The sequence below is a fragment of the Acinetobacter sp. NIPH 542 genome (assembly GCF_000369825.1).
Lineage (GTDB): Bacteria > Pseudomonadota > Gammaproteobacteria > Pseudomonadales > Moraxellaceae > Acinetobacter > Acinetobacter oleivorans.
Genome location: NZ_KB850204.1, coordinates 235,454 through 253,196 on the forward strand (window position 1 = coordinate 235,454; position 17,743 = coordinate 253,196).

The following is a 17,743-nucleotide window of genomic DNA, read 5'->3' on the forward strand; positions in this document are numbered from 1 at the left end:
AATCATATTGGTTTAATTACACAATGCAAAATACGGCCAAAAAAGCAACCTTGCCTGCCACGGCTTTGGCAGCTCTTGGGGTGGTCTTTGGAGATATTGGAACAAGTCCACTCTACGCCTTAAAAGAGTCCTTCCATGCAGCGCATGGGTTGGGAATTCAGCCTGAAAACGTATTAGGAATTTTATCTATTATTTTTTGGTGCTTAATGCTGATCATCAGTATCAAGTATGTCGCTATTGTCATGCGTGCAGACAACAATGGCGAAGGCGGAATCATGGCCTTACTCGCATTGAACTTACGTAAAGCCAAAATTGCCGACAACAAAAAAATCTACATGATTGCGATTGGCTTTATTGGCGCATCGCTATTTTTTGGTGACGGCATTATTACCCCAGCGATTTCAGTACTGTCGGCAGTCGAAGGCTTGTCTATTGCAACCGATGTGTTTGACCCGTTCATCATGCCAATTGCGATCACCATTATCATCGCGTTATTTTTGGTACAAAAACACGGTACGGCCTTTGTCGGTAAGTTTTTTGGCCCGATCACGATGGTATGGTTCTTATCGTTAGGATTATTGGGCCTTCACAGCGTCATTCAGACTCCTGTGGTGTTGGGCATGTTTAGTCCACATTGGGCGATTCAGTTTATCTATCATCACCCCGTAATGACCTTTTTTGTTATGGGCGCTGTCGTTTTAACAGTCACTGGTGGTGAAGCTCTTTATGCCGATATGGGACATTTTGGACCAGTTCCAATTCGTCTAGCGTGGTTCTTTGTAGTGTTACCGTGCTTGGTTTTAAACTACGCAGGACAGGGTGCATTACTATTAAGAGACCCAGCAGCGATTCAAAACCCATTCTATTTGTTGGTTCCACAGTGGGCACTTTACCCAATGATTATTATGGCGACCATGGCAACCGTGATTGCTTCTCAAGCCGTAATTTCTGGGGTGTTTTCACTTGCTCGCCAAGCGATTCAATTGGGTTATTTACCACGTTTAAGTATTAAACATACCTCTGAGTCTGAAGAAGGTCAGATCTATGTCCCTTTCTTAAACTGGTTACTTTTAATCGCAATTATTATCTTAATTTTGATTTTCAAAACCAGCTCAAACTTGGCAAGTGCCTATGGTCTAGCTGTCACTTTAACCATGCTGTGTGACACGATTTTGGTTGCTGTATTCATCTATTCGGCTTGGAAGTGGAGCATGCCAAAAGTGCTACTCCTGATTATTCCATTCTTTATTTTAGAGTCGGTCTTAGTCGCAGCAACTTCACTGAAAATCTTGTCGGGCGGTTGGGTGCCATTATTGATTGGTGCGATTGCAGTGACCATCTTAATGACATGGAAACGTGGTCGTGAGCTTACTTTTGCCAAGCTCGAACACGATACGTTATCGCTAGATTTGTTTGTGAAAAGTATTGGTAATAGCGTGCACTGGGTGCCGGGTGATGCTGTCTTCATGACGGGTACGCCGAACGTTGTGCCACATGCCATGCTGCATAACATCAAGCACAATAAAGTGCTGCATCAGCGCAATATCTTAGTAACGGTAGTCATTGAAGACGTACCATTTGTTGCACCAGAAGAACGTATTTCAACAGAAACTTTAGCTGAGCATTTCTTCCGTATTAAAATCTTCTACGGGTTTAAAGATGAAATGAATGTACCAAAAGCACTTATGCAAGCTTATGAGCAGTTAGGTCTTGAATATGACTTGATGCACATCAGCTTCTTTATTTCGCGCGACCGTATTGTTCATTCGGTGGGCGATGGTATGTCTCCATGGAGAGAAAAACTATTTATCTCTATGCAGCGTAATACCAGTCCAGTGAGTGACTTCTACCAAATTCCAACTAACCGTGTAGTTGAGTTAGGTAGCCAAATCGAAATCTAAAAATTTGATGTAAAAAAAAACCAAGACAGATGTCTTGGTTTTTTTATGGCTCTGATTACTGAGCTTGCATAGGTGCATCTGCTGGCAAACCACCATCTTTTGCCATCGGGTCTGCCGACTGAGTTGGATCTGCCGGAGGCGGTGGAGTGTTCGGATCTTGTGGCGCTGGAGGCGCTTGGTTCGGTGCAGGTGGTACTGCATCAGTTGGTGCAGCTGGTGGAGCCAATTCACCGCCTGCTGGAGGTGCAGGTGGAACATCTGCCGGAATAGGAGCACCAGTAGGCGCTGCATTTGTCGGTGCAGCAGAAACTTGCTGTACTTGTCCGCTATTGACTAAATCGCTAATAGAACCAGGTTGGCCATTTACCGTTGTCGTAACTTTCACTTTAGACAAACTTTCTAAAGTATCTCCTGGCTGGACTGCTGGCTCAGCCAAAGCGGCCATACTACATAATCCCGTGATTACGCCAATACCAATAATCTTTGAATGGATCATTAAGTGGACTCCGATTATATTTTTATCCAAATTTGTGGAGCTAACCATGTCATAAGCAATCAGTGTTTTTCAACGAAAGATACGCAATTGGCGTAATTCAATAGCCAAAGCATCTCATAATTCCAACAGATTGTTACGTAAGGGGAATTGGAGTTACAAAAAAGATGACCATGTTTTAACCATTTGAAAGATAAGAGATATACTTAAAAAAGCAGGATTGTTAAGCTGCGTGTGGACCGTGGTATTGATAGAAATATGGCAAGTAAAAAACGTAGTAAAGGTACAACGTCATTCTCTCTAAGTGAGCATTTTGGCAAGATTATTCTTGCTTGTATTGCTGCTGGAAGTTTTGCGATTGCATTTGGTAGTGAAAAGATTTCGCAGTGGTTTTCACCTTTAAGTACTAACTCGACTTGTCTTAATCAGTTCTATCGAGAAGTTCCCCCTGCTTTAAATAAAGATAGTTTAAAGAAAGACAGTTATCCGCTGTGCTTTAATGGCTTTAATGTCTTGTATTCAGGCATTTCTAAAACGCCGTTATGGTCGGCTGAGCATTTAAATGCAGAACGTTTGAGTGTCAAAATTAAGCGTGAAGACAACTTCCATGAAGAAACCCGTATTGATCAAAAGCATCGAGCACTATTAAGTGATTATCGTGGTTCAGGCTATGACCGTGGTCATATGGCACCGAATGGTGATATGCCAAATAAAAGCTCACAGTCCGATAGCTTTTCGTTAAGTAATATGGTGCCGCAAGCACCTAAAAATAATCAGGAAGTTTGGCGTAAACTTGAAGAAGCTACGCGTGCTATCGCAACTAAGCAAAAACAAGATGTTTATGTAGTTACTGGCCCTGTTTTTGAGGGTAAACGCCTTAAAACGATTGGGAAGGGTGTGATTGTTCCTACCGCAGTTTATAAAGCGATTTATATGCCCAAAACTGGCGCTATTGGAGCTTATTACGCACCAAACAATAACTCTCTACAAGTGAAAGTGGTGAGTGTTTGCTACCTTGAAGAACGCTTAGGCGTTAACTTGTTCCCACAGTTAACTGAGCAGCAAAAGCGTAATGTCTATCGTCTACCTTTAACGGCGAGCCAAGTTAAGCCAAATCAGAAGCTGGACTATTTACATTGGGATGGCGAGAGCCAATGTGAGCAGGACTTAAACGCCGATCAAATTAAAGCGCTACAAGACCAGTTTAAAAAGCAAAAAAGTGGTTCATCAGAACCAATGGAAGCAAAAGTTCCAACGATTGATGAAGAAACACGTCAGGCGATTGTGAAGCAACTGGTTGAAGCATTGGTGAACTATTTCTTGCAAATAATGAAATAAACAGCTTTTTTGATTGTTATTGCAAAACCGTAAATGTTTAAAATAGAATCCATAGACAGATCTGTCTATGGATTCTATTTTAATAAGGACAATAACAATGTTTGCCTCGATGTTTCTTTTTTCATTTGCAATGTCTATTACCCCCGGTCCAGTGAATACTGTCATTTTATCGACCAGTTTAAATCATGGTTTAAAAAGATCACTTCCCTATATTTCAGGCGCAACCATTGGTTTTACCTTGCTTTTAATTTTTATGGCATTTGGCCTTCAGAGTTTATTAACTCAGTTTCCTGTTGTATTAAAGATTCTTGCGATTTGTGGAACGCTATTTGTCTGTTATATCGGAATAAAAATTATTCTTTCTGCTGCCAAAATTTCTATTTCAAATGCTTCCGTAGACCAAATTATTATTCCTAATTTTAAAGATGGTTTTTTGCTACAGTGGCTTAACCCTAAAGCGTGGTTAGCTTGTGTGTCGGGCATTACCATGTTTACAAGCATTGAGAATCCGCAGTCATTGCCGATCTTTATCGTTATTTATTTCTTTACTTGCTATGTGTGTTTGTTCTTTTGGGGGTTCTGTGGTGATAAATTTTCAGTGGTGCTGAATCAGGGCAACCGTTTGAAATATTTTAATATCTTGATGGGAGCATTCTTAATTTTATCGGCTCTTTTAATTTTGATCGATTTTTTTTAAATTGGTCGTATTACACTGTGAAGATATAACAACGAGACAAGACCTATGTTTAAGCCATTTGAAAAGGGTACAGAGTCTTCATCAATTGAAGATTTAACATTAGAAAATGATGTCGATTGCGTCAGCATTTATGGCAACTTGCAAATCACCAAAGACAAAATCGGATTAGAACAAGCGAAGGCTTTACAGAGCTTTTTAAACGAAGTGGTTGCGGCTTTAGAAAAAGAAGAATTGCCTGAGAAAATTGAACGTCCGGCTGAACAAGAAATTAATAATCCGTTTTTGTAATTTATGCATTCTATGTGTGATGTTTAGCATAGACATGCTGCCATACAGTCTTTAGTACCACGTTAGGTCTTATTGAGTTTGTATAGACATTTCCTACTTTTGAAAGACCAAAAGTAAGCAAAAGTCTTTTGTTGATCAGAGGGTACTTCCGTGTACCCCTGCTCAACAGGTGACATCCCTGTCACCCACCGCGATAGCAGATTAAGGCTATATATAAAGAATTAATCCTTCTCTCCAGCAACTACCTTATAAATAATCGCCCCAATCACAGCCCCTAAAATCGGCGCTACCCAGAACAACCACAACTGGCTTAAAGCAGCAGTTTCAGCAAAGAACGCAACACCTGTACTACGTGCAGGGTTCACCGAAGTGTTGGTTACTGGAATACTGATTAAGTGAATCAGTGTTAAGCCTAAACCAATCGCAATAGGAGCGAAGCCAGCAGGTGCGCGGCGGTCAGTTGCACCTAAAATAATGATTAAGAAGAAAGCTGTAAGAACGACTTCAATAATGAAAGCTGAACCTAAGCCAAACTTGTTTGGTGATAAATCACCGAAACCATTCGAAGCAAAACCACCAACACCGCTAAAGCCCGCTTGGCCTTGAGCAATAATGTAGAGAACAAATGCAGCAGCAGTCGCACCGACCACTTGAGCAACAATATAGGGAATTAAATCTTTAACATCGAAGCGGCCGCCGACCCAAAGGCCAACACTTACCGCGGGATTAAAATGTCCACCTGAGATATGCCCTAGAGCATAGGCGCCTGTCAGTACGGTTAAACCAAAGGCAAGGGCTACACCTGCAAAGCCAATACCAAGTTCAGGGAAAGCTGCGGCTAATACTGCGCTACCACAACCACCAAAGACTAGCCAAAACGTACCTAGAAATTCAGCAAAATATTTATTCATTCTGATTACTCATTTATTTAATCTATTTTAATTAATGTGAATTGCGTCACATAAATTTGAAGCATGTGACTATATGAAATTTTTGTTTTCAGTGTTGTTTTAATCAAGAAAAGATTTGTAAGTTTTGGTTGGTTATTCTTTGTCTAAAAAATGATCCCTCCATTGCTGTGGTGTTTGATTGGTCCAATGCTTAAAAGCTCTTTGAAAAGCACTTTGTTCCGAGTAACAAAGCAGAAGGGCTATCTCTTGTAAACTTAAATGCGGGTCTTTTAGATACTCGGTTGCGAGCATAAATCGTACTTGCTGAACGCGTTCCTGAAAGGTGGTGTTTTGTTGTTGTAAGTGTCTTTGGAGTTGCCGCACGGACAGACCTAATTGAGCAGCAATATATTCAATTTGATATTGATTCTTTTGCAGTCCAGTCAAAATTGAATGCTGTAAACGCTGATCAAGTTGGGTCGAATTTGGTAATTGTTCTAACAGCGCTTGTGCTTGCTGAACTAATAGCTGCTGTAGGGTGTGGTCGGCGCTGCTAAGCGGCTTATGAATTTCCGTAATTGGAATGAGCAACTCTGTACGCGGCTGGCTAAAACGAACGGGACATTGGAAGTATTGTTCATAAACCCTGATATTTTTAGGGGCAGTATTTAAGAAATGTACTTCATGTAAATGCACATCTTCATGAGACATAAAAAGACGTAAAAACTGAATGACCAGTGCAATCGCGATTTCATCAGTAAGCTGGGTAGGGTGTAACTCAGTCGCTTCCCAGCGAATAGAACCATATCTTCCTTGTAACTCAACGATTAAAGGGCTACCGTCATAAATCAGACGGTGAAAATCATGATAGCGAATTAAAGCTTCACCTAAGTTATCGCAAGAGAGAGCAAGGTAGGCAATAATCCCTAAGTGTTTGGGTTGCACGTATTTGGCAATTTCTAGGCCTAATCCCGGCTTCGGGTCTAGTTTATAAATGACTTCTAATAGGTCGCGCCAAATCACATAGTCAAAGCGCTCTAGATTTTGAACTTGTTCTAATTGTTCAGGAATAGCTAACTGATTGGCTTCACAATAAGCTTTTAATAGATGTCCCAGTCCTCCATATACTGAGCCTGTATAATTTTTTAGTTGTGGCATCCCTGACCACCTCTTTCTTGTCGTGATTTGTCAATGAAACCATAAATTCTGGTCAATACCTAGCATAACGAATTTTATATGCTGAATAAAAAGAAAAAGGAGTTAGGTGATGTTAAAAGGGTTCATTGCAGGAATTGCGGTTGCAAATGCATTTGAATGGGTGGCGCATAAATATATTTTGCATGGTGTACACCGTGCTGGAAAACCGCGCTATAGCCCCGTACCAAAAAGCATGGAGTCTCATTGGGCACATCATCGTGAAGTCCGTAAACAGCAGTTTCATGATGATTGCTATGTGGAAGGCGTTGGTAACTGGCGAACTAAAAATGAGTTAATTTCACTGGCAGTCGTGGCAACTGTTTCAAGCGCAATTTTTTACCCATTTTCAAAAGGTATGGCACTTGCAGCTTGGTACAGTGCTGGTAATTATTATTATATTCATCGCCGTGCACATTTAGAGCCCGACTGGGCAAAGCGTAAAATTCCGTGGCATTACGATCACCACATGAACTCTAATCAAGACGCCAATTGGTGTGTGACCAAACCTTGGTTTGATTATGTAATGGGAACACGGGTTGTTTCTTCGGCAGATTTAAAAGAACAAAACCCTTTGGGCATTCGGTTACCTACTACGCTTGCTAGATCGCTGTCTCAAGCTGTAGAAAAAATCTTTCCTGCAAAATGGGTCGAGAAAAAAGAAAAGCCTAAACTCGTTAACGACATAAATTCGGTCGATGGTGCTGCATAAAAAAAGGGGCATATCGCCCCTTTAAATATTAATAAGCTTACAAGCGCATTTCGATGCCTTGTTCAGCTAAATATTGTTTAGCTTCCGGAATGGTATATTGACCAAAGTGAAAAATACTTGCTGCCAATACTGCGTCTGCACCACCTTGTAAAATACCGTCTGCAAGGTGTTGTAAGTTACCTACACCGCCTGAAGCAATGGTTGGAATGGTAACGCGGTCATTAATGGCACGCATTAAAGCAATGTCGTAACCTGCTTTAGTGCCGTCGGCGTCCATACTGGTAATCAGTAACTCACCCGCACCGTAGTCAGCCATTTTTACAGCCCATTCAATGGCATCAATACCCGTTGGTTTACGGCCACCGTGAGTAAAGATTTCCCATTTGTTGTCACCAGTTTTTTTGGCATCAATCGCAACGACAATACATTGCGCGCCAAAGTGCTGTGAAGCTTCTTGAACAAATTCTGGGTTAAATACGGCAGCTGAGTTAATACTCACTTTATCTGCACCTGCATTTAATAACGCACGAATATCTTCAACCTTACGTACACCACCACCGACAGTTAATGGCACAAATACAGTCTCGGCCATACGTTCAACAGTACGGTAAGTGGTATCGCGTCCATGATGTGTAGCGGTAATGTCTAAGAAAGTAATTTCGTCTGCACCTTGTTCGTTATAGCGACGTGCCACTTCTACAGGGTCGCCAGCATCACGAATATCGAGGAATTGAACGCCTTTAACTACGCGTCCGTTATCAACGTCTAGGCAAGGAATAATACGTTTAGCAAGCATAGCTTTTTCCAAAAATAATCGCCGTTGGTGAAAGTTCCTACACAGGCGCTACACCTTCATGGAGGGAAGAGGTATTCTATCAAACTTCACAGATGTTTTTTGCAGGTTTTCCATGTCGGTTTATACCCCGTTGAGTTTAGATGAAGTTCGCGCCTTTGCTGCACCTTATGGATTAGAGGTGTTGGAGCTGAACCCAATTCAGGGAGGTATTCAAAACACCAATTATTTTCTGGTTGATGTAAACCGCAAACAGTATGTACTTACCGTGTTTGAAGAGTTAGATGCAAAAGGGGCAGGTGAACTTATTCCTGTACTTGAACAATTAGGGACTCATGATGTACCCGTTGCAGTGCCGTTAAAGCATAGCGGACAAGCAGTTCATGTGATTGCAGATAAGCCCGCACAGATTGCACCACGTCTCATGGGTGACCATCCCATGCAAACGACAGTAGCGCAAGTTGCCGCAATTGCAGATGCACAGGCGAAACTGCATGTGGCTTTACAAGATTTTCCACTTGAACGTGAATATCGACGTGATCATCAATACTGGACAGGTGTTGCAGAACAGCTTAAACCAAATATGACTCAAGAAGACCAAACGTTACTTGAGCAGGTCTATCAAGCTTTTAATGCGAAAACAGCGCAGTATTCAAACCGACCAACAGGTTTTATTCACTCAGATTTGTTCCGTGACAATACTTTGTTTGAAGGTGAGCAATTACAAGGTATTTTAGATTTTTACGAATTAAATCAAGATGAATTGCTATTTGATATTGCGATTACCATCAATGATTTTTGTACCGAATATCCAGCAGCACATTTAAACTCAGACAAAGTGGCGGCTTACTTAGCGGCATACCAAAAAGTTCGTGTGCTTACTTCAGATGAACTTGAATGTTTAGATGTATTTTTAGCAATGGCAGCATGCCGTTTTTGGTCAATGCGTTTGCAAGTTGCTCAAAAAAATAAAGAAGAAGGACGTACCGGCGATGACATTTTGCAAAAAGACCCGCAGGAAATGCGAGCAATGATGCAAGACCGTTTAAGTCATGTAAAAGCATAAAAGGGAATAAAGATGCGAGATCAGGGGCGATTAGTCGAATGGTTCGACGAAAAAGGTTATGGCTTTATTCAGCCAGATGATGCTGAAAAAGAGCGAGTCTTTTTGCATATTAAAGATTTTGCACGCCCCGGTCCTCGGCCAATTATTGGCTGTGCACTGGAATATCTGATTATTCTCGATGAGCAAGGTCGCTTTCGTGCTCAGCAGGTCACTTATTTAAAAGCATCTCAAACTCGTAAAACGTCAAAACCAGTAAAAACACAATCTTCTTTTCAGGCCAGTCCATGGTCTGCTATGCAAATGGGGATCGTGTTTTACTTCGTTTTAATGGGAATTATGAGTTTTATTCATATTTTACCCGCCTATACCTTATTGTTTATTTTAATGATGAATGTGCTGAGTTACTGGCTATATTCACAAGACAAAGAAGCCGCACAATTGGGTAATCGCCGTGTGCCTGAGCAAACATTGCACATTGTCAGCTTTTTAGGAGGCTGGCCTGCTGCATGGTGGGCACAACAAAAACTGAGACATAAAACACAAAAACAACCATTCCGTAAGATTTATTTTTGTACCATATTCCTTCATTTACTTTTGATTTTGTGGCTAATTTCTCCCTTAAATGTGTTGCGGGGCTCATAAAAGTAAATTGTTTTATTAAACTTGAGAGGTATAAAAATGAATAGTTCTATCGACCAAGATCCAAATCGTACTTTAACGCTTATTTTATATGTACTTTATATTGTCGCTATTTTTACAGGCGGCTTACTTGCGGTTATTGCTTTAATTATTAACTATGTAAAACGTTCTGATGTGCAAGGTTCAATTTTTGCGAGCCACTTTACATGGCAAATCCGAACATTCTGGTGGTATCTCGCTTGGAATATTATTGCCTTTCTGCCGTTTATTTTCTTGTTCTTTACAGGTGAAAATACTGACCTGTTTGCAGGCGTTGCAATCTCATCGACCGTATTTTGTGTGGGTGTAATTGGTGCTGCATGGATCTGGATTGTATATCGTGCAATTCGCGGCTTGATTGCGCTAAATGATAACCGTCCGATGTATCAATAAATCATGATTATTGAACATGTACATTTGAATATAAAGTCTGGGCAAAGTGAAGCATTTCTTGAAGCTTTCGAGCAAGCTAAACATATTGTTTATCCAATGGAGGGCTTCAATGCTGTTCAACTCATTAGACATGCAACTGATCCACATCATTATATTTTAATGATCTCTTGGGATGAGATTGAAAATCATACAGAAGGGTTTAGAAAGTCTGATGCTTATCAGGAATGGAAAGCATTGCTCCATCCCTTTTATGATCCAATGCCAACGGTTGAGTACTATCAGCCTTGTATTTCATTGAAGAAAAAATAATAGATAAAAAAGAGAGCATTAAGCTCTCTTTTTTTATTCTCGAATTCTTTTAGTTTTTTTAATTGGTAACTTAAGTTTTAACTCACTCACTAAAACACCTAATACCACTAAAGCACCACCCAAAAGAGCAATAATTGGTAAACGCTCACCCGCAATTCGACCAATAATTCCTGCCCAAACAGGTTCTCCTGCATAGATAATTGCAGCACGGGAAGGATCAACCATACGTTGAGCCCAGTTCATCACAAATTGAATAAGTGCACTGGCTAAACCTAATGCAACAGCAAGGAGTACAAGTGGCCATGAAAATGCAGGAATTGTATGTTCACCCACCACAGGCATAATGGCAAAGGAAACCAGAGAGGCTACGCCGAGTTGAATGACGGTGACGCGACGTAAATTTACTTTTCCAGCAAAGTAACTAATAAAAATAATTTCTAAAGCAATCGCAAGTGATCCGAGTACTGTTACAAGCTGTCCAAAATTTAAAGAGATTTGTTCGAAACCATTACCTGTCAATAAAATAAGGCCAGCAAAAGCAAGGACTGCTCCCACCCAAGTCATGATGTGTGGAACTTTTCTAAAGATGAGCCACATTAAAATAGGTACAAGCGGAACATAGAGTGCTGTTAAAAAAGCCGACTCACTACTTGGAATGGTTTGAAGACCAATCGTCTGTGTGCCATAACCTGCTGCAATTACAAGACCAATCGTGCTGCCAGCACCTAAATCTTTTAAAGTAACGCCTTTCATACTCTTGAAAGAAATAAGCAGCAAGGTAAGCGCCGCGACAGCAAAGCGGCAGCCCACAAAAAACATAGGCGATGAAAAATTCAGTGCATATTGCACGGTAAGGAATGTTCCACCCCAAATGATCGTAATCAAAACGAGTGCTAACTGTGGGGCTTTGATTGAACTCAAAGAAATTGGTGACATATTCAAATTAGAAAGAATTGTGCAATATACTGCACATATTGCGCTATTCTTCTATTTTGTGCAATATATTGCTCACATTTTATTTACTGCGTTAATTTATGAGCCAGTCCAGTACCGTTTTACAGCATGTCGGCACAAATATTCGTTCCTTAAGAGATGAACGAGATTTAAGCCAACAGGACTTGGCCGATCAGGCAGGGGTGAGCAGACGGACAATCGCAGCTTTGGAAACAGGGCAAGTCAATATTAGCTTAGCTAAACTCGATGCAATTGCGGCAGTGTTGGGCGTCGATTTTAGAACGATTGTGAGTGCACCTGAGCACAAAGAACAAGCTTTGGTCAATGCACTGGCTTGGCAAGGTGAAAAAGAAGAAAGCAGAGCGACTTTTTTGGCTTCAGTTCCATCGCGTTCCCAAGTTGAGCTTTGGACATGGTCATTAGCAGTGGGGGAGTCGTATGTTGCTGAAGCAGACCCGGAAGGATGGCAAGAGCTTATTTATGTATTAGAAGGTGAGTTGACCATACAATTTGCAGATAGTTCAAAAACCATCGTTGCTGGTTCTTCATTTATATATGCTAGTTCAGTGACTTACACCTATATCAATAGTGGTAACCAAGTACTTAAGTTTATTCGTAATGTGGTGTATTGATTTTAAAGTCTTTATAAAATCACATGAGTTATTAAATTTTATATAAAGAATTTCTCTTATTTAAAAATTTGTAAGTTTAATTCTAAACAAAAAAATAAGAAGAACAATAAATAAGGCAAGTTATAATATTTCTTGTGTAGTGAAATTATTTTTAACTCGTTTTAATAGAAAAAAGATACAGAAATGAAATTTTTATTAAGTTCGCAAGATATTCAGAACTATAAATTTATATGGCAGGTTTCTAAAGAAAATTATAAGAAACAGAAGAGTAGTATGTTTCTCATGTTTTTATTAGTGATGTTTTCAGCATTCTTTACAACATTGTTGCCATACCTGCTGAAAATTATTATCGACTATTCTGCACACGAATATAACTTTTTCCTCACTATTCAACTCCCATTTAATTTTTTATATCTACTCGTACTTGCCTATGCGACTGCATGGTTGGTGAATGAGTTATGCCATTGGACGCAAAATATTTTTAGTGCTTATTTGATGGTTGATTTCAAAGGAGCATTAATTTTTGCAGGTTTAAAAAATTATTTAAATCTTAAAAAAGATGAACAAGATCAAATTGAAGCTGGAACAGTAATCAGTGATCTCGCAAGAGGAAGTTCTGCTTTTGGTGAGATTAATTTAACGTTACTTCTTCATTTGGGGCCAATTATTTTTCAATTGGCGATGATTTTTGCAGTTCTATTTACGACCATTAGCCTAGTCTTTAGTATTAGCTTTTTATTAATAGCTATCATTATTTTCCTAGTTTCCTTTCATATAAATAAAACAAGTAGTTCACTATTCGATGCGATGTACCAAAAAGATAATCAGGTGAATAGCCATTTGATACATCAGATATCCAACTCTTATGAAATTAAAGTGAAAAATGCAGTACCGTTTCAGTTATCGAAGTTTAATGAAACGCTCAATTTATCCATTACAACAGCTAAAGATAGGAATAAGAAAATAGGATTGTTGATGATTTCTCAATTGTTCATGATTTTCTTATTCTTACTTATTTTTATGTTATTTACCGTATTTCTTTCAACTGAAAAGCAATTAACTCCGGGTGCTTTCGTATTGATAAGTACTTATATTATTCAACTCACTAATCCATTTTTGGCTGTTTCTCAAAGCTTGATGCGCTTAAATGGAAACTTTGTGGCCTTAGCAAAATACCGACAGTTTTTTAATCTTAAGAAAGAACAATATACTTCTTCTGCTATTCAACATTCTGAAGTCCTCTTCCAATTTATAAACGCTAAATTTTTATTAGGGAAAAGAGCAGTAGATCAATTTAATTTAACAATATTAGCCAATAAAACATATGTCGTGATTGGGCAAACAGGGCTAGGTAAGACCTCGCTGATGAATTATTTAATGGGGGTATACCAGATTCAATCAGGACAGCTTTTGTATAAAAGCATTGATATTAGCCATAACTTTTCCAAACCTATTTTTAATGAGGTCATTTATGTTGCACAGCAGCCAGTTATTTTTCCTTATTCTTTAAGAGAGAATTTGGTCTATAACTCTCAGCATATATATGAAGATTCTTACTTACTTCAGATGCTTGAGCAGTTTAATTTATTGCATATTTTGAAAAAACATCAATTAACGCTCGATGATGATCTAACTGAAATTTATAAGAATTTTTCAGGAGGAGAAAAGCAAAGAATTTGTATTCTTCGAGGTCTTTTGGCTCGTCCTCAACTCATAATCTTAGATGAACCGACTGCAGCTTTAGATGTAGGTACTGCAAAAAATATACTTAAATATATTCAGCAGGTCGTTCCATCCGTGATTATGATTACGCATTCACCTTATGCAATGGAGATTGCAGATGAGGTGATTGATTTAGAAAAGTTATTAAATTAAATATTGTAAAAAAAGAGCCTAAACAGGCTCTTTTTTTATATCTTATAAATTAAAGACGGTTTTCATCTAACAAAAGCTGAGCTTCACGAAGGTTTAAAGTACCTTCATAAATTGCACGACCTGTGATTGCACCTAAAATGCCCGGTTTGCCTTTTAAGTTACGAACGTCATCAAGGTTAGTTACGCCACCTGAAGCAATCACTGGTAAACCTGAGTATTGAGCCAAGTTTACAGTCTGCTCAACGTTTACCCCTTGCATCATACCGTCACGCGCAATGTCTGTATAAACAATGCTAGACACGCCTGCATCTGCAAAACGTTTTGCTAAATCAGTTGCTTTAACATCAGTAACGTTTGCCCAACCGTCAGTTGCAACCATACCATTCATGGCATCAATACCAACAATGATGTGGCCAGCAAAGCGTTTACAAGCTTCTTCTACAAATTCAGGTTCTTGAACTGCTTTAGTACCAATAATGACAAAAGTCACGCCAGCTTCTAAGTAGTGTTCGATAGTCTCTAGTGAGCGAATACCACCACCAATTTGAATTGGTAATTCTGGCTGAGCTTTAGCAATTGCTTCAACAACAGGCTTATGAATTGGGGTACCTGCGAAAGCGCCATTCAAATCAACCAAATGCAAACGACGTGCGCCTTCATTTACCCAATGCTGGGCAGTTGCAACTGGATCGTCAGAGAAAACGGTATCGTCTTCCATACGCCCTTGTTTTAAACGCACACATTTACCATCTTTCAGGTCAATTGCTGGAATGATTAGCATGCTTCCGCTCCTTGCTTCATCATGATTATGAAATTGTGCACATCTTAGCAAAGTATTGATCAATCGCTAAGCCTTAGAAAAGACTTTTATAACTTTACGTTTGAAGTGCGGTTTGAATCGTTTGTGAAATGTGAGCAGGTAATAGTTCTTGCTTTCTGAGCTCTTCAAATACCAATAATGCAGCATACGCATCGGCGGCAGCGTAGCTTATTTGTTGTAATGTAAGTGGTTTTCGTGCCCAATTTGAAGTTCCAACTTTTTTCGACTTTGCAAGATACTGCCTAAATAGCAGTGCAATCGCTTTTTGAACCCCCATTTGCTGGGTAAAACCAAAGTGACTAAAACCTTTGGCTAGATCGACACAACTTTTCAGCTCAATGCCTTTTTTATGAAAAATGTGCTTATCATTTTTAAGGCCAAAGCCGACTTTAATTTGCTGGGGGTTAGACAAAATGGGTTGCAAAAATTTTAAAGTTGATGAATTTACATGAAATAAATAGGCTTTTTTTGTTGTGGCAAGCTGAATCAAATGTGGACCTGTCGACACTTCACCCACCCGAAAAGTCGGTTTAGATTCAGAATCAAATCCCAAAATGACAGCTTTTTTTAATTCTTCTTCAATAGTTTTGCATTGCTCAATATTTTCAATCACGACAATATTTTGATAGTTAAGATTTTCAAAAGGAGGAAGTTGCTGAATAGAGGTTTTATCAAGGAGGGGAGAGGCTTCGGACATATTTAACAGCATACAAATGAATTGAGCTATTAGCTTTATATATGAATAAAGCCTAGAGAACTAGGCTTTATGAATGTCTTTAAAAATTATTGAGACTGAGACGGTGTACCAATGACCACACTTTCACTTTTTTCAACATAACCTTCATAGGTGGGAGCCATGATTGTGGCAACAATAGCAAAAACAAAAGCAAGTGGAATCAGAATAATATAAATCCAGCCTAAAACGCGTTCCCAACCAGGGGTAGGGCGTTGTGGACCGTAATCATTATTGCCTTCTGTACCTTTTGCCGCAAAGAGATAAATCATGAAAATGAGGTTTACGACAGGGATAAGCATTAGCAATGATAGCCATCCTGTATTATTACGGTCATGTAAGCGACGAATTGTAAATACAAAGCTTACATAGAGACAGACAATATAAAGAATGGCGATAACAATCATGCCTGCTGTAGAAAGGCCAGTTAGATCTTGACTAGAGGTAAATCCAAAAGTGAATGCGATGGCAACAACAACGATGCCGATGACGAGTGAAAATAAGAATGTCCAAGCAGCATAAGAGAGTCGTCCAAAACGACCATTAGCTTTAAAGGGTGAATCTTGTTGAAGTGGCTGATTTTCAAAAGGTGAATTCATTTTGTTTTCCTGATCATTTGGTTTTATTTAATAGTATAAATATTCAATATTTTGTTGAATAAAACATCATTCTATAAATGATTAGTTATTATTGTAAATAAAAAAAGATCAGGCCATCTAGACCTGATCTTTTTCAGTTTTAAATCAGATTAAATATTCCATTCCACAAAGTTTTTAAGTAACTGCAAACCAGCAGTATGACTTTTCTCTGGATGGAATTGAGTCGCGAACAAATTATCTTTATGAATCGCTGTGCAGAAGTTCACACCATACTCACAAGTCGCAGCCACAACGCTTTCATCTTTTGGTTCGACATAGTAACTATGTACAAAGTAGAAGCGAGCATCTTGTTCGATGTTGTTCCACATTGGATGGCTTGGGTCCATTTGGTGAACTTGGTTCCAACCCATGTGTGGTACTTTTAAACCTTCCATTTGAGGGAAGTGCTTTACTACACCGTCAAAAATACCGAGTGCGTCTACACCGCCATTTTCTTCAGAACTTTGTAGTAATGCCTGCATGCCTACGCAAATCGCAAGAACTGGCTTATTAAAAGCAGCTTTACGTACGACTTCATCAATACCTGCTTCACGCATGCCTTGCATACAGTCACGCATTGCCCCAACGCCCGGAAAAACAATTTTATCGGCTTGTGCAATTAATTTTGGATCATTGGTCACATCGACTGTAGCGCCCACATGCTCAAGTGCTTTAGCTGCTGAGTGTAGATTGCCCATGCCATAATCAAGTAACGCGATACGTGTCATTAGAGGCTACCTTTTGTCGATGCAATCGTGTTTTCTGCACGTGGATCAACTTCACATGCCATACGTAAAGCACGAGCTAGCGCTTTGAACACACTTTCAATTTGATGGTGGCTATTTTTACCTTTCAAATTATCAATGTGTAAGGTCATAAGCGCATGGTTTACAAAACCTTGGAAAAACTCAGAGAATAAATCGACATCAAAGGTACCGATGCGTGCACGGGTAAATGGAATATCCATGAATAAGCCCGGGCGACCAGATAAATCTACAACAACGCGAGATAAAGCTTCGTCTAATGGTGCATAAAAATGACCGTAGCGTTTTAAACCTTTTTTATCGCCTAAAGCTTGTGCAAAAGCTTGTCCAAGCGTGATTCCACAGTCTTCTACGGTGTGGTGATCATCAATCTCGAGGTCTCCGTCACAATGAATATCGATATCAAATAAGCCATGTCGCTTGATTTGATCAATCATATGGTCTAAAAATGGAACTCCAGTGTTTAGTGTGCCTTGACCAGTACCGTCGAGATTTAATCGAACTCGAATTTTGGTTTCATTGGTATTTCTAACCACTTCACTGATACGTTGCGTCATGGACACGTTCCTCAAAAA

21 protein-coding genes are annotated in these 17,743 nt (G+C 39.5%); 11 read left to right on the forward strand and 10 right to left on the reverse strand.

Annotation, left to right across the window (positions count from 1 at the left end; all coding sequences use genetic code 11):
- Window positions 1-23: 23 nt before the first annotated feature.
- A complete protein-coding gene (locus tag F886_RS02130) occupies window positions 24-1,901 on the forward strand; it encodes a potassium transporter Kup (protein ID WP_005300825.1) in 1,878 nt (625 codons plus the stop codon).
- 55 nt (window positions 1,902-1,956) lie between these two features.
- Here F886_RS02130 and F886_RS02135 read toward each other — a convergent pair whose 3' ends face one another.
- Window positions 1,957-2,397, reverse strand: a complete 441-nt coding sequence (locus F886_RS02135) for a hypothetical protein (protein ID WP_005300829.1) — start codon at window positions 2,395-2,397, stop codon at window positions 1,957-1,959.
- A gap of 255 nt (window positions 2,398-2,652) precedes the next feature.
- Between F886_RS02135 and F886_RS02140 the strand changes: the two genes are divergently transcribed.
- The 3 genes from F886_RS02140 (at window position 2,653) to F886_RS02150 (ending at window position 4,717) form a co-directional block, all read left to right on the forward strand.
- Window positions 2,653-3,732, forward strand: coding sequence for a DNA/RNA non-specific endonuclease (locus F886_RS02140; protein WP_034590669.1), 1,080 nt, complete (start codon window positions 2,653-2,655; stop codon window positions 3,730-3,732).
- A gap of 97 nt (window positions 3,733-3,829) precedes the next feature.
- Window positions 3,830-4,429 carry a LysE family translocator gene (locus F886_RS02145; RefSeq protein ID WP_005300833.1) on the forward strand — a complete coding sequence of 200 codons (600 nt, stop codon included), beginning with the start codon at window positions 3,830-3,832 and terminating at the stop codon, window positions 4,427-4,429.
- Between the two features lie 45 nt (window positions 4,430-4,474).
- Window positions 4,475-4,717, forward strand: a complete 243-nt coding sequence (locus tag F886_RS02150; RefSeq protein ID WP_005300836.1) for a hypothetical protein — start codon at window positions 4,475-4,477, stop codon at window positions 4,715-4,717.
- 221 nt (window positions 4,718-4,938) lie between these two features.
- On the opposite strand, the gene aqpZ is transcribed toward F886_RS02150, so the two are convergent.
- Entirely contained in the window at window positions 4,939-5,628 is a 690-nt protein-coding gene (aqpZ, locus tag F886_RS02155) for an aquaporin Z (RefSeq protein ID WP_005300839.1), read from the reverse strand.
- 132 nt (window positions 5,629-5,760) lie between these two features.
- Window positions 5,761-6,765, reverse strand: coding sequence for an AraC family transcriptional regulator (locus F886_RS02160; RefSeq protein WP_005300844.1), 1,005 nt, complete (start codon window positions 6,763-6,765; stop codon window positions 5,761-5,763).
- A gap of 109 nt (window positions 6,766-6,874) precedes the next feature.
- Here F886_RS02160 and F886_RS02165 point away from each other — a divergent pair, with 109 nt between their 5' ends.
- Window positions 6,875-7,513 (forward strand): hypothetical protein, encoded by a 639-nt coding sequence (locus F886_RS02165; protein WP_005300848.1) that lies wholly within the window; start codon window positions 6,875-6,877, stop codon window positions 7,511-7,513.
- A 37-nt stretch (window positions 7,514-7,550) separates the two neighbouring features.
- Here the strand turns inward: F886_RS02165 and hisF are convergent, their stop codons facing one another.
- Window positions 7,551-8,309 carry an imidazole glycerol phosphate synthase subunit HisF gene (hisF, locus tag F886_RS02170; protein ID WP_000880078.1) on the reverse strand — a complete coding sequence of 253 codons (759 nt, stop codon included), beginning with the start codon at window positions 8,307-8,309 and terminating at the stop codon, window positions 7,551-7,553.
- Window positions 8,310-8,421: 112 nt separating this feature from the next.
- Here hisF and F886_RS02175 point away from each other — a divergent pair, with 112 nt between their 5' ends.
- From F886_RS02175 to F886_RS02190, 4 genes are read left to right on the forward strand one after another with little or no spacing between them, the layout of a single operon-like run.
- Window positions 8,422-9,372, forward strand: a complete 951-nt coding sequence (locus F886_RS02175; protein ID WP_005300851.1) for a homoserine kinase — start codon at window positions 8,422-8,424, stop codon at window positions 9,370-9,372.
- 12 nt (window positions 9,373-9,384) lie between these two features.
- Window positions 9,385-10,014 carry a DUF1294 domain-containing protein gene (locus F886_RS02180; protein ID WP_005300854.1) on the forward strand — a complete coding sequence of 210 codons (630 nt, stop codon included), beginning with the start codon at window positions 9,385-9,387 and terminating at the stop codon, window positions 10,012-10,014.
- A gap of 36 nt (window positions 10,015-10,050) precedes the next feature.
- Window positions 10,051-10,443, forward strand: coding sequence for a DUF4870 family protein (locus tag F886_RS02185; protein ID WP_005300857.1), 393 nt, complete (start codon window positions 10,051-10,053; stop codon window positions 10,441-10,443).
- Between the two features lie 3 nt (window positions 10,444-10,446).
- The gene (locus F886_RS02190) at window positions 10,447-10,752 is read left to right on the forward strand and encodes an antibiotic biosynthesis monooxygenase family protein (protein ID WP_005300862.1); all 306 of its coding nucleotides are present in this window, start codon (window positions 10,447-10,449) and stop codon (window positions 10,750-10,752) included.
- Between the two features lie 33 nt (window positions 10,753-10,785).
- Here F886_RS02190 and F886_RS02195 read toward each other — a convergent pair whose 3' ends face one another.
- Window positions 10,786-11,688, reverse strand: coding sequence for a DMT family transporter (locus F886_RS02195; protein WP_005300866.1), 903 nt, complete (start codon window positions 11,686-11,688; stop codon window positions 10,786-10,788).
- Window positions 11,689-11,786: 98 nt separating this feature from the next.
- Here F886_RS02195 and F886_RS02200 point away from each other — a divergent pair, with 98 nt between their 5' ends.
- Window positions 11,787-12,338, forward strand: a complete 552-nt coding sequence (locus F886_RS02200; RefSeq protein WP_005300869.1) for a helix-turn-helix domain-containing protein — start codon at window positions 11,787-11,789, stop codon at window positions 12,336-12,338.
- 183 nt (window positions 12,339-12,521) lie between these two features.
- Window positions 12,522-14,213, forward strand: a complete 1,692-nt coding sequence (locus F886_RS02205; RefSeq protein ID WP_005300871.1) for an ATP-binding cassette domain-containing protein — start codon at window positions 12,522-12,524, stop codon at window positions 14,211-14,213.
- 49 nt (window positions 14,214-14,262) lie between these two features.
- Here F886_RS02205 and hisA read toward each other — a convergent pair whose 3' ends face one another.
- From hisA to hisB, 5 genes are all read right to left on the reverse strand, one after another.
- The gene (hisA, locus tag F886_RS02210) at window positions 14,263-14,994 is read right to left on the reverse strand and encodes a 1-(5-phosphoribosyl)-5-[(5-phosphoribosylamino)methylideneamino]imidazole-4-carboxamide isomerase (RefSeq protein ID WP_002052186.1); all 732 of its coding nucleotides are present in this window, start codon (window positions 14,992-14,994) and stop codon (window positions 14,263-14,265) included.
- Between the two features lie 94 nt (window positions 14,995-15,088).
- Window positions 15,089-15,730: a 3'-5' exonuclease gene (locus F886_RS02215; RefSeq protein ID WP_034590675.1), complete on the reverse strand. Its 642-nt coding sequence runs from the start codon at window positions 15,728-15,730 to the stop codon at window positions 15,089-15,091.
- An 86-nt stretch (window positions 15,731-15,816) separates the two neighbouring features.
- Window positions 15,817-16,365 carry a DUF805 domain-containing protein gene (locus tag F886_RS02220; RefSeq protein WP_005300877.1) on the reverse strand — a complete coding sequence of 183 codons (549 nt, stop codon included), beginning with the start codon at window positions 16,363-16,365 and terminating at the stop codon, window positions 15,817-15,819.
- 149 nt (window positions 16,366-16,514) lie between these two features.
- Window positions 16,515-17,132, reverse strand: coding sequence for an imidazole glycerol phosphate synthase subunit HisH (gene hisH / locus F886_RS02225; protein ID WP_002116911.1), 618 nt, complete (start codon window positions 17,130-17,132; stop codon window positions 16,515-16,517).
- Window positions 17,132-17,725 (reverse strand): imidazoleglycerol-phosphate dehydratase HisB, encoded by a 594-nt coding sequence (gene hisB / locus F886_RS02230; protein WP_002116767.1) that lies wholly within the window; start codon window positions 17,723-17,725, stop codon window positions 17,132-17,134. The genes hisH and hisB overlap by 1 nt, the downstream gene beginning before the upstream one ends.
- Window positions 17,726-17,743: the final 18 nt, after the last annotated feature.

Excerpts from the sequence above, each read along its gene's own strand:
- F886_RS02160 (WP_005300844.1), bottom strand. The coding sequence starts at position 6,765 with ATGCCACAACTAAAAAATTATACAGGCTCAGTATATGGAGGACTGGGA.
- F886_RS02195 (WP_005300866.1), bottom strand. The coding sequence starts at position 11,688 with ATGTCACCAATTTCTTTGAGTTCAATCAAAGCCCCACAGTTAGCACTC.
- F886_RS02220 (WP_005300877.1), bottom strand. The coding sequence starts at position 16,365 with ATGAATTCACCTTTTGAAAATCAGCCACTTCAACAAGATTCACCCTTT.
- F886_RS02145 (WP_005300833.1), top strand. The coding sequence starts at position 3,830 with ATGTTTGCCTCGATGTTTCTTTTTTCATTTGCAATGTCTATTACCCCC.
- F886_RS02200 (WP_005300869.1), top strand. The coding sequence starts at position 11,787 with ATGAGCCAGTCCAGTACCGTTTTACAGCATGTCGGCACAAATATTCGT.
- F886_RS02135 (WP_005300829.1), bottom strand. The coding sequence starts at position 2,397 with ATGATCCATTCAAAGATTATTGGTATTGGCGTAATCACGGGATTATGT.
- F886_RS02140 (WP_034590669.1), top strand. The coding sequence starts at position 2,653 with ATGGCAAGTAAAAAACGTAGTAAAGGTACAACGTCATTCTCTCTAAGT.
- hisB (WP_002116767.1), bottom strand. The coding sequence starts at position 17,725 with ATGACGCAACGTATCAGTGAAGTGGTTAGAAATACCAATGAAACCAAA.
- aqpZ (WP_005300839.1), bottom strand. The coding sequence starts at position 5,628 with ATGAATAAATATTTTGCTGAATTTCTAGGTACGTTTTGGCTAGTCTTT.
- F886_RS02180 (WP_005300854.1), top strand. The coding sequence starts at position 9,385 with ATGCGAGATCAGGGGCGATTAGTCGAATGGTTCGACGAAAAAGGTTAT.
- F886_RS02215 (WP_034590675.1), bottom strand. The coding sequence starts at position 15,730 with ATGTCCGAAGCCTCTCCCCTCCTTGATAAAACCTCTATTCAGCAACTT.
- F886_RS02150 (WP_005300836.1), top strand. The coding sequence starts at position 4,475 with ATGTTTAAGCCATTTGAAAAGGGTACAGAGTCTTCATCAATTGAAGAT.
- F886_RS02205 (WP_005300871.1), top strand. The coding sequence starts at position 12,522 with ATGAAATTTTTATTAAGTTCGCAAGATATTCAGAACTATAAATTTATA.
- hisF (WP_000880078.1), bottom strand. The coding sequence starts at position 8,309 with ATGCTTGCTAAACGTATTATTCCTTGCCTAGACGTTGATAACGGACGC.
- hisH (WP_002116911.1), bottom strand. The coding sequence starts at position 17,132 with ATGACACGTATCGCGTTACTTGATTATGGCATGGGCAATCTACACTCA.
- F886_RS02165 (WP_005300848.1), top strand. The coding sequence starts at position 6,875 with ATGTTAAAAGGGTTCATTGCAGGAATTGCGGTTGCAAATGCATTTGAA.
- hisA (WP_002052186.1), bottom strand. The coding sequence starts at position 14,994 with ATGCTAATCATTCCAGCAATTGACCTGAAAGATGGTAAATGTGTGCGT.
- F886_RS02185 (WP_005300857.1), top strand. The coding sequence starts at position 10,051 with ATGAATAGTTCTATCGACCAAGATCCAAATCGTACTTTAACGCTTATT.
- F886_RS02175 (WP_005300851.1), top strand. The coding sequence starts at position 8,422 with ATGTCGGTTTATACCCCGTTGAGTTTAGATGAAGTTCGCGCCTTTGCT.
- F886_RS02190 (WP_005300862.1), top strand. The coding sequence starts at position 10,447 with ATGATTATTGAACATGTACATTTGAATATAAAGTCTGGGCAAAGTGAA.
- F886_RS02130 (WP_005300825.1), top strand. The coding sequence starts at position 24 with ATGCAAAATACGGCCAAAAAAGCAACCTTGCCTGCCACGGCTTTGGCA.